The following is a 15,655-nucleotide window of genomic DNA, read 5'->3' on the forward strand; positions in this document are numbered from 1 at the left end:
GCCCGACAGCGGGACAGGCCCCCCGGCGCTGAGCCGAGGCGGGGCCGTTCGCGCGCGAATTTCTCGAGGAACTGACGGATGAACCTCGTCATCGTCGAATCGGCCGCCAAGGCCCAGACGATCAACAAATATCTCGGCCGCGACTTCAATGTCCTGGCCTGCTACGGCCATGTGCGCGACTTGCCGCCGAAGGACGGCTCCGTCGATCCGGCCGAAGATTTCGCCATGAAATGGGAGAGCGACGCCAAATCGGCCAAGCGAATCTCCGCCATCGCCGACGCGGTCAAAAGCGCCGACAAGGTCATCCTCGCCACCGACCCGGATCGCGAGGGCGAGGCCATTTCCTGGCATCTGCTCGATATTTTGAAGAAGAAGAAGGCGCTCAACGGCAAGAGCGTCGAGCGCGTCGTGTTCAATGCGGTCACCAAGGACGCGATCAAGCATGCGATGGCGCATCCGCGCGAGATCGATCAGGCGCTGGTCGACGCCTATCTGGCGCGGCGCGCTCTCGATTATCTCGTCGGCTTCACCTTGTCGCCGGTGTTGTGGCGGAAGCTTCCCGGCGCGCGCTCGGCCGGCCGCGTGCAATCGGTGGCGCTGCGCCTCGTCTGCGACCGCGAGCTGGAGATCGAGAAATTCGTCACGCGCGAATATTGGTCGCTGATCGCCCATCTCAAAACCAAGGCCGGCGAGCCCTTCACCGCGCGGCTCTCGGGCGCCGACGGCAAGAAGATCACCCGGCTCGACATCGGCTCCGGCCAGGAGGCCGAGGATTTCAAAAAGGCGCTCGAGACCGCCAGCTTCACAATTCGTTCGGTCGAGGCCAAGCCGGTCAAGCGGCATCCCTATGCGCCCTTCACCACCTCGACGCTGCAGCAGGAGGCCTCGCGCAAGCTCGGCCTCGCCCCGGCGCAAACCATGCGCATCGCGCAGCGGCTCTATGAGGGTGTCGACATAGGCGGCGAGACGGCCGGCCTCATCACCTACATGCGAACCGACGGCGTCGACATGGCGCCGGAGGCCATCGCCTCGGCGCGAAAAGTCATCGCCAAGGAATATGGCGAGCGCTTCGTCCCCAAAGCGCCGCGCAAATATACGGTGAAGGCCAAGAACGCCCAGGAGGCGCATGAGGCGATTCGCCCGACCGATCTCTCCCGTCTGCCCAAGCAGATGGCCAAGCATCTGGAGCCCGAGCAGGCCAAGCTCTATGAGCTGATCTGGACGCGCACCATCGCCAGCCAGATGGAGTCCGCGGAGCTGGAGCGCACGACCGTCGATATCGACGCCAAAGCCGGCAAGCGCGATCTGGAGCTGCGCGCCACCGGACAGGTGGTCCGCTTCTCGGGCTTTCTCGAGCTCTATCAGGAAGGTCGCGACGACGACGCGGACGAGGACGGCGGCCGCCTGCCGCCGATGCAGCCCGGCGAGCCGGCGACGCGCGAGAAGATCGACGCGAGCCAGCATTTCACCGAGCCGCCGCCGCGCTACACCGAGGCGACCTTGGTCAAGCGCATGGAGGAGCTCGGCATCGGCCGCCCCTCCACCTACGCCTCGACCCTCGCCGTGCTGCGCGAGCGCGATTATGTGCGGCTCGACAAGAAGCGCCTCGTGCCGGAGGACAAGGGCCGCATCGTCACGGCCTTTCTGGAGAGCTTCTTCACCCGCTATGTCGAGTTCGACTTCACCGCCGGCCTCGAGGAGAAGCTCGACAAGGTCTCCAATAATGAGATCGACTGGAAAGAGGTGCTGCGCGACTTCTGGGCCGATTTTTCCGGCGCCGTCGACGGCACCAAGGAATTGCGCACGACGCAGGTGCTCGACAGCCTCAATGATCTGCTCGGCCCGCATATCTTCCCCGCCAAGGCGGACGGCTCCAACCCGCGCGCCTGCCCGGCCTGCAGCGCCGGCCAATTGTCGCTGAAGCTCGGAAAATTCGGCGCCTTCATCGGCTGCTCCAACTATCCCGAATGCCGCTTCACCCGCACGCTTTCGCCGCCGACCGGCGACGCCGCGGAAGGCGCGCGGCCGGGCGTGAGGGTGCTGGGACAAGACCCGGAGAGCGGCGCCGAGATCACGCTGCGCGATGGCCGGTTCGGAACCTATGTGCAGGAGGGCGAGGCCGCCGAGGAGGGCGAGAAGCCCAAGCGCTCCTCGATTCCAAAGACGATCCGGCCGGACGAGCTGACGCTCGAGCAGGCGATCCGGCTGCTCTCGCTGCCGCGCGAGGTGGCGAAGCATCCCGAGAGCGGCGAGCCGATCGTCGCCGGCGTCGGCCGCTTCGGCCCCTATGTCCAGCACGGCAAGACCTACGCCAATCTCGGCAAGGACGATGATATTCTGTCGATCGGCGGCAATCGGGCGATCGACCTCATCGTCACCAAGGAGAGCGGCGGCGGCGGCTCGCGCTTCGGCCGCTCCTCCGATCCCGGCCGCGCGCTCGGCGACCACCCGCAGGGCGGCGCCGTGACAGTGAAGAGCGGCCGTTTCGGCCCCTATGTGAATTGGGGCAAGATCAATGCGACGATCGCCAAGGCGACCGATCCCGCCAGCCTCACGCTCGAGCAGGCGGTGGAGCTGCTCGCCGCCAAGGCGAGCGGCGGGCCCTCCGGCGGCGGCCGCGTGCTCGGCGAGCATCCTTCGGGCGGCGCGATCACGCTGCGCGACGGCAAATACGGGCCTTATGTCAATCTCGGCAAGGTCAACGCCACCCTGCCCAAGGACATGAGCCCGGAGGATGTGACGCTCGACGAGGCGATCCGGCTGATCGAGGAGAAGGGCGGCCCGGTGAAGGCCAAGAAGGCGACGGCCAAGAAGGCGACAACCGCCAAGGCGCCGGCGAAGAAGGCCACGGCCAAGAAGGCGATCGAGGAGAGCGACGAGGTCCCCTTCGAGGATTCGCAGCCGGTGAAGAAGGCGACGGCTCCGGCCAAGAAGCCCGCCACAGCAAAGGCGAAGCCGACGAAGAAGGCGGCCGCGGCGAAGTGAGGCGATGCGGCGCCGCATTTTCGCGGCGCCGATCGTTGCCTCTTTGCGTACGAGGCATCGACGGCGCCCACGAAAAAAGGCGCCTTGCGCCCCTCCACCACCGCGGGAGAGCTGACCGCCGCCATTCGCGAGGCGGCGGCGCGTCATCGGCCCAAGCGCTGAGCCCCTCCCCTCACTTCGACAGCCGCAGCTTGCCCACCCCGGAGCCGATCGACGCGAAGGCCGCATTGAGGCTGTCGACGTCGGTCGCCGCGAAATAATGATTGGCGTCGGTCGCGCAGTCCTGCATCATCTTCAGTCCCTGCGCGTCGATCGGATCGACTGGCACCGAGAAGCCGATCGTGTAGATCTCCACGCCCGCCGTCTTGGCGTTCGTGCAGGCCTCCAAGGTCAGCTCGTCCTGCATGTTGCGCGAGGTGTCATGATAGTCGGTCGAGGAGCCGGCCGCCGCCTCGAGGGTCGTCTGATAGTTGACGCCATTCCCGTTCGTGGCCGTTCCGTCTGGAAAGCGCTGATTGGCCGTGCCGTTGTAGCTGTAGTAGCCCGCCGCCTGATAGGCGGAGCCGGTCACCGTGCTCGTCGCGCTCTGCCAATTGTTGAAGCCGTCGGTCATGAACACGATGATCTTATGATTGTCCTTGGTCGCATAGGCGCGGCCCGCGGCGAATGGTCCGGTGGGCGAGATGGTGCGCCAGCCCCACATGAAGCCCTCGTGGAGATTGGTGTAGCCGTTCTCCGTCAGTCCGCTGATCTTGGTCGTTATGGTCGACTGGGTCGCGGTGAGCTGCAGCACGGTCTGCGAGCTGCTGGTCGGACAGCTGCTGTTGGGCCCAGCGCCGCTTCCGTCTTTCTTGGGCTTGCCATATTTGCAGGCGCGCGTCAGCAGCTTCCAATCGCCGGTGACGGTTCCCGAGCAGGAGCCGCCGGTCTCTGCGAGATAATTGTTGGTGTAGAGCGAATTGTTGTACTTGTCCTTCGTCGATGGCTCGTCGGGCGCGAGAAACGGCACGAACAGGGTTTCGGCATTGCTGGTGTCGACAGCGGTGTCACTGACATTGAGCGGATATTTCGGCCCCTCGAAACAACCGCCCCAGTCCCATGACGAGTTGAGCGACTTCAGCTTCGTGAAAATATCGAAGCGGCTGGTGAAGCCGGCCGTCTTGGCCGCCGCCTTCGCCGTCGCGGCGACGAGGCTGCCGTCGCCGAAGACAAGCCAATGCTGCGAATTATTGCCGTTCACATCGATCCAGGACAAAGTGCGGTTCGAGCTGACCGACGGATCGAGGACGCGAACGCCGGCCGAGAAGGGAACGATCGACATTTTCACATCGGTGGTCTTCGAATAAATATTGTTGACGAAGCTCGTCGCCGCATCGCGCAAGGCGGCGATCTTCGACTTGCCGCCGGCGCTCTTCGACATCGAGCCTGAATTGTCGAGGACGAGCGCGATCTCATAGGTTCCGTTCATGCCGCCGGGCGTCTGCGCGCAGGTCGTCGCTTTGGTCGTGATCGTCTCGATATGCGCGATCTTCATGATCGTGGTCGGAATTTGCGCCGTAGAGTCGAGACAGAGCGTCAGCCGGTCCGCCGAGATCTCCGCCTTGGTCACCACGGCGACGGCGTTGCGCACATTGGTCAGCAGATAGACCTGCGCCTGGCTCTGCGCCTGCTGATTGGTGGTCGTCGCGACGATCGTCTTGGCGACGGCGAGAGCGGCCGAATCGGTCGCCTGCTGCAGATTGGATTTCGTCGAGACGGCGCGTCCATAATCGACGCCAGCGCCGAGCATCAGCACCAGAGGTATGAAGGACAGGCCGAAGATGACCGCGACATTGCCGCGATCACAGGAGGAGAACGTCGTAGGCTCGGTTCGGTTCTGGTCGGCAAGCGGTCGCATCATGCAACTCTCGGTGAGAGAATTCGTCCGATTTCGAGGGCTTCTACCTACAGAAAATTTCTCACCGCTCTTTGAATCGGTCGCTAAAATTCGCGTAAATTGCCCATAACCATGGCTCAGCCGCCGTGAGATCGTCGCGGCCGCTTCGCTTTCGCGCGCGCCCGCGTATATAATCGTCGGCGACACGCCCGCCTCGACGGCGGCGCGCCTCCTTCAGGACGCACATTGAAACGACAGCGCGCGGACGCCCCGCATTCGGCCCTTCCCTCGCGAGAGGACCTTCTCGCCTTCATCGCGCGCGAGCGCGAAGCGAATGGCGGATCCGGAAAGATCGGCAAGCGCGAGATCGCCCGCGCCTTCGGCGTCAAAGGCGATGATCGCGTCGAGCTGAAGCGCCTCATCGCCGCGCTGGAGGCCGAAGGCGCGCTAGAGCGGCGCGGCAAGCGCCTTACCCGCCCCGGCGTGCTGCCGGCCGTCGTGCTGGCCGACATCACGGGACGCGATCCAGACGGCGAGCTGATCGCTGTCCCGGCTGAATGGAACGCCGACGAGTTCGGCGCCGCCCCGCGCATTCTGGTGAAGGCGCCGCGGCGGCCGAAGCCCGGCGAGCCTTTGCCCGGCGTCGGCGACCGCGCGCTGATCCGCGCCGAGCCGGACCGCGACGCCGGGCCGAACGAACCACCCTACGCCGGCCGCATCGTCAAGCTGCTCTCCACGGCGCGCGGGCGCATCATCGGGGTGCTGCGTGTCGCCGAGAACGGCGTCGCGCGCATAGAACCCGTGGACAAGAAGCAGGCCGGGCGCGAGCTCTCGATCGCAGCCGAAGATCGCGGCGAGGCCGAGGACGGCGATCTCGTCGCCGTCGATCTCATCGGCAAGACGCGTTTCGGCGCGCCGCGCGCGCGCGTGCGCGAAACCCTGGGCTCGCTGACGACCGAGAAGGCGATCAGCATGATCGCGCTCAAGGTCCATGGCATTCCCGACGTGTTCCGCGCCGAGGCGCTGGCCGAGGCGGCGGAGGCGACGCCCGCCGCCCTCGAGGCGCATCGCGAGGACTGGCGCGCGCTGCCGCTCGTCACCATCGATCCGCCCGACGCCAAGGACCACGACGACGCCGTCTTCGCCGAGCCCGACACCGCGGCGGACAATCCGAACGGCCATATCGTCACCGTCGCCATCGCCGATGTCGCTTATTATGTCCGTCCGCATTCGGCGCTGGACAAGGACGCGCTTGAGCGCGGCAATTCGGTCTATTTCCCTGATCGCGTCGTGCCGATGCTGCCCGAACGCATCTCCAATGATCTCTGCTCGCTGCGCCCGCACGAGGACCGCCCCGCCCTCGCCGTGCGCATGCGCATCACCGACAAGGGCCATAAGCTCGATCATTCCTTCCACCGCATCATGATGCGCTCGAAGGCCAAGTTGAATTACGCGCAGGCGCAGGAGGCGCTGGACGGTCGGCCGGACGAGACCTGCGCGCCGCTGATGGAGAGCGTGTTGGCGCCGCTGCATCGCGCCTATCAGGCGGCGGATCAGGCGCGCGAATTGCGCGCGCCGCTCGACCTCGATCTGCCCGAGCGCAAGATTCTCCTGAAGCCCGATGGAACGGTCGACCGCGTCGTCGTTCCCCCTCGCCTTTCCACACACCGGCTGATCGAGGAGTTCATGATCCTCGCCAATGTGTCGGCGGCCGAGGTCCTCGAGGAGAACCGGCAAAAGCTGATCTATCGCGCCCATGACGAGCCCTCGCGCGAGAAGGTCACGGCGCTCTCGGAGTTTCTCGCGACGATCGGCGTGAAGCTCGCCAAGGGCCAGGTTCTGCGCCCCTCGCATTTCAATGTGATCCTCGCCCGCGTGCGCGGCCAGGAGCATGAGAACATCGTCAACGAGATCATTCTGCGCACCCAGGCGCAGGCCGAATATACGCATGAGAACTATGGGCACTTCGGCTTGAACCTGCGCCGCTACGCGCATTTCACCTCGCCGATCCGCCGCTACGCCGATCTCGTCGTGCATCGCGCTCTGGTCCGCGCGCTGAAATTCGGTCCCGGCGCCATGCCGGACGTCGCCGCAGGCGAGCTCGCCGAAATCGCCGCACGCATCTCGGGCGCGGAACGGCGGGCGATGGCGGCGGAACGCGAGACCGTCGATCGGCTCATCGCCGCGCATCTCGCCGAGCAGATCGGCGCGCGCTTTGCCGCGCGCATCTCCGGCGTCACCAAGGCCGGATTGTTCGTGCGCCTCCTCGACACCGGCGCGGACGGCTTCGTGCCGGCGGCGACGCTCGGACGCGAGTATTTCTACTATGACGAAGCCGCCCATGCGCTGACCGCGCGCGGCTCGGGCGAGAGCTACAGGCTCGGCGACCACATCGAGGTGCGGCTCGTCGAAGCGACGCCGATCGCCGGCGCTCTGCGTTTCGAAATAGCGGGTGGCGGACGAACGGCGCCGCCGCAGCGTCGCCGCTCCGCCGCGAAAGGCGGCCGTCCCTCGCGGCGCGGGTGAGGCCGCTCAGGAGCCCCAGAGACGCTCGCCCAGCGCGGAAATGCGCGGCGCGTCCAGCGCCCGACCGAGCGTCAGAAAAAACTCCGCGACCCGCCGCTTCGCGCCCTGGCGCCGCCGGGCGGTCGAAAGCTTCCTTCGCAGCAAGCGCAGATCGCCCTTGCCGATCTTCTGGCCGAGCGCCGCTGCGCATTCGTCCAGCTTCGCCGCGACATATTTTTCGGGGTCCGGCGCGCCGTCCAGCCGCGGGACCATGGCGGACGCGCGCTGCAGCGTGACCAGCATGGCCGCATAGCGCTGCAGCCCGATCTTCAGGACGAGCGAGGCGCCTTCCGCCGTCAGCCGGTCGACGAGCTTGCGCCAAGCGACATGATCCGCCTGGGCGGCCTTGCCGAGGTTGACGCCGCTGAAGCCGTAGAGCTCCGGATGATGCCCAGCGCCGTTGCGATCGTGAAAACGATAGAGGAAAAGCGGCAGATCGATGAGCAGAGCGCCGCTGATCAGGCACGCCCCCTTGTTCACATAAGAGTCGGCGTAGAACTTCAGCTCTTCCACATCGTCGGCGCCGAGCAGAATGTCGAGCGCGTCGCGACGGAAGCAATTGCCGGAGGTGGGCGCATAGACCCAGTCCTCCCACTCATGAGTCGTGTCCACGAAATGAACCCGCGACTCGATCTCCTGCAGCCCCTCGCTTTTCAACGGCCAAACATCCGCAGCGCAGATGTCGATACGACGCAGGAGGTCGCTGCGCCGGCCTTGTCCCGAGAGCACATAATGGTTCATGCGCTCCCAAGCGGTGGTGACGATGCGACTCCCCTTCGTCTGCGCCATGTCCGACGAGGTGAATGCGACGGCTATGCGCGACGAGAGATGCACGAACACATGCGTCTCGATGAAGCGCGGCAGCAGATAATCATCCGCGTCGAGAAAGACGATATATTCGCCCCTGCTCGCCAGCAGACCGGTGCGAAAGGCCATAGTCTGTCCACGATTGGTCTCGTGGGGAGAGAGCTTCAATCCGGGCTCACGCCGCGCGAGCGCCTCGATGATCGATCGACTGTCGTCGGTGGAGGCGTCGTCGACGATGATGCATTCGACATTCGGGTAAGTCTGGGCGAGAACGGAAACGACAGCGTCCTCTACGAAGCGCCCGTAATTATAGTTGGTGATAACGACGCTTACCAACGGCAGCCCGAACCTCGAAACCTTCTCCTCCATGCGATCGACCTCGGCGCATCTACTCTGGATCGTCTCCTAGCATGGGGCCTCCTCGCGGGTAAAGCCAACGCCCCGCAGCTCGCGGGCGCGGCGAGGGGCGTCGAAAAAACGCGCGCGTCGCGACGATGCCGGCCTCTCACCGCCGCAGAGCAGGCGGCGCAGCGACCACAGGATCGCGATAGGGCGTGGCGGAGATGCCGAAATTACGGCCATATTGCTGGCGAACAGCGGGAATATTGACGACGCCGGTCTTCAAATCCGACGAGCCCGCATCGATCGGCGGCGCCGGAAGATGCGGCTCCACCTTCTTCACCTCGCTTCGAAGCAGCCGATTGAGACAATCGAAGGAACGATCGGCGCCGATCTGCACATCGACACAGGAGCCCGGCGCGGCGACCGCTGGCGCGCCGCCGATGATGATCTCCTCCTTCGCCGGCGCGGCGTCCTCGCCCCGGCACGGCGCCGCGAGCAGCAAGGCGATGATGGCGAGGCGCAGCCGTCTCATCGCAGCCGCACCGCGCTGGCGCTCGCTTGCGCGACGAGATGATCGAAGCTCGCATTGATGGCGTTGAAATCCGGTCCGCGCGAAGAGGCCGAGAGGCAGTCGCGGCGGCAGCGCGTGGCCAGCATGGCGCCGACGGCGCCGCGCCGCGGCGGATCGCCGAATGTGGCGATCGGCACGGCGCCCGTCACCTGATAGCCACGCGCCGCCAGCTTCGAGCGCACGGCGAGACAATAATCGACCGAAAGGCGCGAGAAGCGCGTCTCGCCATGGCCGGCGCGATATTTCATCGCGGCGGTGCAGATATCTCCGCCGGCGAGCCTCCAGGCGCCGGCGAGATAGGTGACGCCATAGTGAATATTGGTCGCCGGCTCCGCGAGCGCCTCCGCGCCGCCGGCAAAGCCCAGCATGCGCGCCGTCGAAGGCATCACCTGCATCAGGCCGATCTCGCCGGACGTGCCCACCGCATGCGGATCATAGCCGCTCTCGACGGCCATCACCGCGTCGGCCACCTCGCCCGGCAGGCCGGCGCGACGCGCCTCGGCATGCGCGAGCGCTCGATAATCCGTCGCCGACCCGCGCGGCGTCTGCGGCGGCCCGGGCTCCGCCGAGGCGAACTGCGGCCGCTGCTCTTCCGCTGCGAGACGCGCGCCGGAGAGCGCGACGAAGATCGTTGCCAGAATGAGCGCGGGAACGGTTCGACGAATGTTCATCCGCGCCCCGCATCAGTCGAGGCGCGGTTCTCGATCTGCAGTGAAAGCTGCAGATGGAGCGGCTGCAGCATGTCCGCCGGCGGAGGCGCGCCGATGCGCCGATGCAGCAGCAGCGCGCGCAATTCGACGACGGCGGCGGCGTCGACCCCGGTGAATTCCGCGCGCGCCACCTCGCCATTGGCGAGAAACCAGAGCCGAGCGACAAACCGCGTCGTCGTCCCGCGCTGCTGCCTCCCGCCATCGAGCGAAGCGCGCAACCGGCGCGCAGCCTCGTCCTCGCCCGAGAGCCAGTCCTGCACGCGGCTCTTCACCATCGCGGAATAATCCCGCCAGGCGGCCGGCGCATCATTGGGAGATTTGAACGCGCTCGCCGGCGCGCAGGCGAGAACGCCCGCCGCGACGATCGCGCAGAGTGAAAGAATACGTCTCGGCATGGCGGCGGTCACGAGGCCTGCGCCAGCGCCGCCGCATGCTGCAGCGCGACCTCGGCGCGGTCGCGCATCCCCATCGCCTCGAGCGCGGCGCCCAGCGAGGCGTAGAATTCGGCGGGTTGATTTTGATCGATCATGATCGCCCGATGAAAATGCTCGATCGCCTCCTTCGGCGCGCGCAGCTTCTGCAGCGCCATCGCATAGGCCGCATGAGGCGCGGCGCTCTGCGGCTCGAGCTCGATCGCCTTGGCGAATTGCGCGCGCGCCTCGCGAGCGCGGCCGGCAGCGACGAGCGTCTCGGCGAGCGCGAGGCGCGCCGGAACGAAGGCCGCGTCGACCTCGACCGCGCGCTCGAGCAAAGTCTGCGACTGCGCGAGATCCTGCGCGCGCTCCAGCGCGCCGAGATTGCAGAGGGTGAAGAGATGCGACGGCGCGCGCTTCAGCACGCGTTCGAAGATCGCTTTGGCGCGCGTCGGATCGCCGGCGCAAAGACGCCGCGTCGCCTCGGAGAACAGAGCATCGCACAGCAGCGCTTCGTCCGCGGGCGCGAGATCCGCGATCTCGCGCGCCTCCTCCTGCGCGCAGAGGCCGGCGGCCTGCTCCGCTTCCGCGTGACCGCGCGCGCGCGCTTCGTCGAAGCTCACGCTCGCGAGATCGGAAAAACCCAGCCGACGCAGCGCTTCGGCGAATCCGAAATGCCAGTCGCCGCGGCCGGCGTCGAGCGCCAGCGCGGCGGCGAAGGCCGCGGCGGCCGAAACCGGACGCTGCTCGAGCAGCAGCAGCGCGCCGAGCTGCGCATGGCCGTCGGCATTGTGAGGATTGAGCTCGAGCGCCGTCGTGAACAGGCTCAGCGCCGCCTCGCGCTCGCCGAGACGCGCCGCAATCACGCCGCGCAGATAAGCGACAGCCTCTTCCGTGCTCGGCTCGCCGCTCAATGTCTTCAGCAGCACATCGGCGCCGTCGAGGCGGCCCGCCTGGATCATCGTGACCGCGCGCTCGAAGACGGCGCGGATATAGTCGGGATGGCGTGCGCCCGGCGCGTTCTGGTCCGTCATGGGATTACCCGAGCCCCCTGCCCTGCTCGCGGCTGAGATCGCACCAGCGCGTCCACAGCCGCTCCAATTCGTTCGACAAATTCCGCCCGAAACGCAGCTGATCATTGAGCGGCGACGCCGCGATCGTCTCGCGCAGGCCGGCCCGCAACGCCGCGAGATCCTGCGGACGCTTCGCCCAATCCACGGCCAGCGCGACATAATCATCGATCGACCGGGTGCAGAAATCGCCGAGCCCCGCGGCGGTCAGATGCGACGCCGCATGGCGTCCCGCGAAAGTGTCGCCGACATAGGTCACCGTCGGCACGCCCATCCACATCGCCTCGAGCGTGGTGACGCCGGCCGAATAGGGGAAAGTGTCGAGCGCGAGATCTACTCTCTCATTGTAGAAATCGAGCAGATCGCGCTGCTCGGTGCGGCCGACGAGCTCCACATGCGCGCGCGAGAGCCCGCCCTGCTCGAGCACGCGATACAGCGCCTCCTGCGTCGCGCTCTCGTCGAGCCCGCCATAGACCATGAGAATGCGCGCGCCGGGAATCTGCTCGACGATGCGCGCCCAGGCGCGCCCGACCTCGGGATTGATCTTCGCCGGACGATTGAAGCAGCCGAAAGTGACGGCGCCGCTCGCGAGCGCGGGAAGCGGCGCCACATCGGGCGCGCTGGTCGGGGGATGATAGCAGACGTAACAGTCCGGCAGGCGAATGACCGGCTCCGTGTAGAATTCGTCGTCCTGCGGCGGAATCTCCACCGGATCGGCGATGAGCCCGTCATAGGTGTCGAGACCGACGGTGCCGACATAGCCGGCCCAGCCGAGCTGGATCGGCGCGGCGCGGCGCGCGAAGACGGCGAGACGATTGCCGGCGGTATGTCCGGAGAGGTCGAAGAGAATGTCGATCCGATGCTGCTCGATCAGCGCCGCGAAGGCGTCGTCCTCGAGATCCGACACATCGTTCCAGCTTTGCGCCGCGGCCTTGTAGCGCGCGCTGAAATCATCGTCCTCGCGCGTCGCGTCGGTCTTGTAGCAATAGATCTCATAGCCGAAAGCGGCGAGCTGCTCGAAGGCGCGCAGCGTCAGAAACGCCGCCGCATGGCGATGCATGTCGGCCGACACCACGCCGATGCGCGGCTTGCGCGTGGGGTCCGGATCATTGTCGAAAGCGAGCCGGTCGCGCGGCGCGCTCGGCCGGTACAGCGCCGCCCATTTCTCATGCGCCTCGAGCAGCTCGCGCTTAGTGACGCTCGGATAATGCTGGAGCGCGAACAGCAGCGTGCCGGCGGCGTTGGCGCTGTCCGGCGCGAGCGCGCAGGCGCGGCGATAGGAGGCGACGGCTTCGTCGATGCGTCCCTGCCCGAGCAGCCCGAAGCCATGCCCGATATGATGTTCCGGCTGCAGCGGATCGAGCGCGATGGCGCGATCGATATAGCGCAGGCCCTTCTCGTAGAAGCGATGATTGATGAGGAATTGGCCGAACGCATATTGCGGCAGCGCCACGTCCGGCGCGACCTTCGCGGCCATCTCGAACAGTCGCGCGGCCTGCTGGTCGCGCGCGGCGGCGCCGAAATCGACGCCGAGCTCGAGCATGGCGCGGTAGTTGTTGCTGTCCAGCGCCGCGGCGGCCTGCAGATCGTCGACAGCCCTGTCATAGTCGCCCTGCATCACCCTCGCCAGGCCGCGCGTGCGATAGGCGTCGGCGAAGGCGCCGTCGAGCGTCAGCGCGCGGTCGAGCGCCGCGAGCGCCTCGGCGCGACGGTTCTCGGTGAGCAGCGCGAGGCCGAGACTATATTGCGCCAGCGGCAGGTTCGGCGTCAGCGCCAGGCCGCGCTGCAGGAAGGGAACGCCCTGCCGCGTTCGCCCCGTTCGCGCGAGACAGGTGCCGATCTCGGTCAAGGATCGCGGATGATCGGGAGTGACCGCGAGCTCGCGCTCGAAAGCGGCGATCGCCTCGTCGAAACGGTCGCTCCGGCACAGAGCGACGCCATGGACGAAATGATATCCGGGCTGATCGGGCGCGCAGCGAGCCGCCTCCGCGAATGCATCCAGCGCGTCCTGCCAATGATCGGCGCGCGCGTGCTCGAGCCCGCGCGCGTGATATTTGCGCGCGCGCGCCAGCCGAACGTCCGACCTCTCGGCGCCTTCATATGCGCGATCGGCCGACGTCTCGATCGCGCCCGACGTTGCCGCCATTTCCCCACATCTCCATCGAACGAAGCGAAATATAAAAAGCCTCCGCGCGCGCCGCGACTCATATTTTTCACCGCCGCCGGAATTTTTTTTTCGTGATCGTGGACGCGCCGCCGTCTGTGAAGTGTAGGGGGGCGTGTACGGCGACGAACCACGGGCGGCCGGGTGATTTCGCGCGACCTTACGACGATCCATTGGGAGAAACTCATGTCCGTTTTTTCTGTCAGCAAAGGTCTGCGTGACGGAAGCTCGCTTCTCGCGCTTTCGACCGTCGCCCTGATCGCCGCGCAGCCGGCCCACGCCGACAACAAAGGCATCTTCGGCGGCGGCAGCACGCTCGCTTCGCTCGCCATGCGCCAGATCGGCGACTGCTATCTGCGCCAGTCGGTGACCGGCGACGGCTACACGTTCAGCGGCTCGTTCAATGCGAACAAGCCGACGCCGGCCCTGCTGCCGACGACCTGCACCGCGGTCTCCCCCGTGATGGTGCTCTACGGCGGCGTCGGCAGCAGCGCCGGCCTGCGCGGCTATGTGACCAACGATCCCAAGCAGCTGTTCCGCGGCAGCGTCACCACCACGACGGCCTCGCAGACGGTTCAGCTCCCGGCCGATCCGCCGAAGTATCTCGATAGCGCCGCCGCGGCGCCGTTCAACGCCTATCCCTATCCGAGCCTCGATTTCGGCGCGGGCGACTCGCCGCTGCCGTCCACTCTGGTCACCACGACCGGCACGACGGGCGTTGCCTCGTATATCGTCAAGCCGTCGGCCAATTGGCAGTCTGCGAGCAAGATCACCGCCACGCGCTCCAACACGACCTCGACGGTCGCCTACGACACCGCCAAATTTGGCCAGCCGATTCAGCTGCCGCTGTTCGAGGCTCCCGTCTCCGTCGCCGTCAATCTCCCGGCTGTCGGCACGACCGGCGTGAAGACGGTCAACGGCGTGAAGTGGACCATCAAGTCGCAGGTCTCGTCGACGGGCGTCGGCGACCGCATCCAGCTGTCCTCCGCTCAGGTCTGTGCGATTTTCTCGGGCCTCGTGAAGGATTGGAAGGCCACCACCACCATCCCCTATCTCAAGTCCAATGGCACGGCCGGCACGCAGAATTTCGCCGCGTCCAACACCTGGCATGCGGCGCACTCCGGCGCCGGCACCGGCGGCGGCACGCCCTACGCCAGCGTCAGCACCCCGATCACCGTGGTCTATCGTTCGGACGGCAGCGGCACGAGCTTCATCTTCACCAACTATCTGCGGACGGTCTGCCCGCTGCTCGATCCGAAGGACAAGTTCGGCTACAAGACGATCTACGCGAGCAATCTGCCCGACAACAGCTTCCAGAAGCTCGTCGACAACATCACCGCCTACGGCCGCACGGTCAATTGGATCGGCGCCTCCGGCAGCGACGCCGTCGCCTCGGCGATCGGCAATGACGCCGCCAACCATGGCCGCATCGGCTATCTGAGCAACGACTTCGTCGCGCCCTACAATCCGGTCACGACGACGCGTCCCGCCGGCAGCGCGCGTCTGCAGAACGACTATCTGCGCTCTATCGGCGTCTACTACCCGGGCCAGACCGTCGGCGGCAAGGCTTACAACTTCGTCGCCCCGACCCCGTCGAACGCCGATGTGGCCTGGTCGTCGCTGGCTTCCTTCGGCGTCACGCCGTCGGCGAGCTGGAAGTACACGGACTACAACGTCTACGCCAAGACCTTCCCGGCGACGACCTATCTTCCGGGCAGCGGCACCGCGGTCAACATCACCGGCCTGTCCATCCTGCCGCTCGCCAAGGGCGCCAACGCCTATCCGGCCGTCGGCACCCCCCATGCGTATCTCTACAGCTGCTATGGCGCTGGCTCTGTCGGCTCGTCCACGACCCGCGTCACCAATCTGAAGTCGTTCCTGGTGTGGTTCTACGACGACGCCCGCTCGCGGAACATTCTCGTCAACAACGGCTTCCACTCGCTGTCGACCACCTGGATCCAGAACATCAAGTCGCAGTTCCTGCAGGGCTCGAAGACCACTTCGATCACCGCCTACAACGCTCTCAGCAAGGTCAATGGCTGCAAGAACGTGACCGGCGGCGCGAACTGATCTTTCGCTCCTTCGGTTTCGCTATCGCCGGGCGCGTCGAAAGACGCGCCCGGTTTTTTTTATTCGCGGCGACGCGCTGACG

10 protein-coding genes are annotated in these 15,655 nt (G+C 66.3%); 3 read left to right on the forward strand and 7 right to left on the reverse strand.

Translation table 11 applies throughout. From position 1 onward, the window contains the following. The first annotated feature begins 78 nt into the window (after positions 1–78). Positions 79–2,985 (forward strand): type I DNA topoisomerase, encoded by a 2,907-nt coding sequence (topA, locus tag CQW49_RS02295; protein WP_003609775.1) that lies wholly within the window; start codon positions 79–81, stop codon positions 2,983–2,985. Between the two features lie 172 nt (positions 2,986–3,157). Here the strand turns inward: topA and CQW49_RS02300 are convergent, their stop codons facing one another. Beyond that, positions 3,158–4,885: a TadE/TadG family type IV pilus assembly protein gene (locus CQW49_RS02300; RefSeq protein ID WP_003609773.1), complete on the reverse strand. Its 1,728-nt coding sequence runs from the start codon at positions 4,883–4,885 to the stop codon at positions 3,158–3,160. A 222-nt stretch (positions 4,886–5,107) separates the two neighbouring features. Between CQW49_RS02300 and rnr the strand changes: the two genes are divergently transcribed. Further along, entirely contained in the window at positions 5,108–7,387 is a 2,280-nt protein-coding gene (gene rnr, locus CQW49_RS02305; RefSeq protein ID WP_003609770.1) for a ribonuclease R, read from the forward strand. 6 nt (positions 7,388–7,393) lie between these two features. Here rnr and CQW49_RS02310 read toward each other — a convergent pair whose 3' ends face one another. The 6 genes from CQW49_RS02310 to CQW49_RS02335 form a co-directional block, all read right to left on the reverse strand. Further along, the gene (locus CQW49_RS02310; protein WP_003609768.1) at positions 7,394–8,602 is read right to left on the reverse strand and encodes a glycosyltransferase family 2 protein; all 1,209 of its coding nucleotides are present in this window, start codon (positions 8,600–8,602) and stop codon (positions 7,394–7,396) included. Between the two features lie 136 nt (positions 8,603–8,738). Further along, complete coding sequence (locus tag CQW49_RS25355; RefSeq protein ID WP_003609766.1) at positions 8,739–9,107, reverse strand: hypothetical protein; 369 nt, start codon at positions 9,105–9,107, stop codon at positions 8,739–8,741. Beyond that, positions 9,104–9,817 carry a lytic transglycosylase domain-containing protein gene (locus CQW49_RS02320; protein WP_003609763.1) on the reverse strand — a complete coding sequence of 238 codons (714 nt, stop codon included), beginning with the start codon at positions 9,815–9,817 and terminating at the stop codon, positions 9,104–9,106. Before CQW49_RS02320 ends, CQW49_RS25355 begins: the two co-directional genes overlap by 4 nt. Beyond that, complete coding sequence (locus CQW49_RS02325; protein WP_155931221.1) at positions 9,814–10,251, reverse strand: hypothetical protein; 438 nt, start codon at positions 10,249–10,251, stop codon at positions 9,814–9,816. Before CQW49_RS02325 ends, CQW49_RS02320 begins: the two co-directional genes overlap by 4 nt. An 8-nt stretch (positions 10,252–10,259) precedes the next feature. Next, positions 10,260–11,303 (reverse strand): tetratricopeptide repeat protein, encoded by a 1,044-nt coding sequence (locus CQW49_RS02330; RefSeq protein ID WP_003609760.1) that lies wholly within the window; start codon positions 11,301–11,303, stop codon positions 10,260–10,262. A 4-nt stretch (positions 11,304–11,307) separates the two neighbouring features. Next, entirely contained in the window at positions 11,308–13,485 is a 2,178-nt protein-coding gene (locus CQW49_RS02335) for an O-linked N-acetylglucosamine transferase, SPINDLY family protein (protein WP_003609757.1), read from the reverse strand. Between the two features lie 204 nt (positions 13,486–13,689). Between CQW49_RS02335 and CQW49_RS02340 the strand changes: the two genes are divergently transcribed. After that, the gene (locus CQW49_RS02340; RefSeq protein ID WP_003609755.1) at positions 13,690–15,573 is read left to right on the forward strand and encodes a substrate-binding domain-containing protein; all 1,884 of its coding nucleotides are present in this window, start codon (positions 13,690–13,692) and stop codon (positions 15,571–15,573) included. The last annotated feature ends 82 nt before the right edge of the window (positions 15,574–15,655 follow it).

This window comes from Methylosinus trichosporium OB3b, assembly GCF_002752655.1.
GTDB lineage: Bacteria > Pseudomonadota > Alphaproteobacteria > Rhizobiales > Beijerinckiaceae > Methylosinus > Methylosinus trichosporium.

Coding starts and splice junctions, on each gene's coding strand:
- CQW49_RS02320 (WP_003609763.1), bottom strand. CDS start 9,817: ATGAACATTCGTCGAACCGTTCCCGCGCTCATTCTGGCAACGATCTTC.
- CQW49_RS02325 (WP_155931221.1), bottom strand. CDS start 10,251: ATGCCGAGACGTATTCTTTCACTCTGCGCGATCGTCGCGGCGGGCGTT.
- CQW49_RS25355 (WP_003609766.1), bottom strand. CDS start 9,107: ATGAGACGGCTGCGCCTCGCCATCATCGCCTTGCTGCTCGCGGCGCCG.
- CQW49_RS02335 (WP_003609757.1), bottom strand. CDS start 13,485: ATGGCGGCAACGTCGGGCGCGATCGAGACGTCGGCCGATCGCGCATAT.
- CQW49_RS02310 (WP_003609768.1), bottom strand. CDS start 8,602: ATGGAGGAGAAGGTTTCGAGGTTCGGGCTGCCGTTGGTAAGCGTCGTT.
- CQW49_RS02340 (WP_003609755.1), top strand. CDS start 13,690: ATGTCCGTTTTTTCTGTCAGCAAAGGTCTGCGTGACGGAAGCTCGCTT.
- topA (WP_003609775.1), top strand. CDS start 79: ATGAACCTCGTCATCGTCGAATCGGCCGCCAAGGCCCAGACGATCAAC.
- CQW49_RS02330 (WP_003609760.1), bottom strand. CDS start 11,303: ATGACGGACCAGAACGCGCCGGGCGCACGCCATCCCGACTATATCCGC.
- CQW49_RS02300 (WP_003609773.1), bottom strand. CDS start 4,885: ATGATGCGACCGCTTGCCGACCAGAACCGAACCGAGCCTACGACGTTC.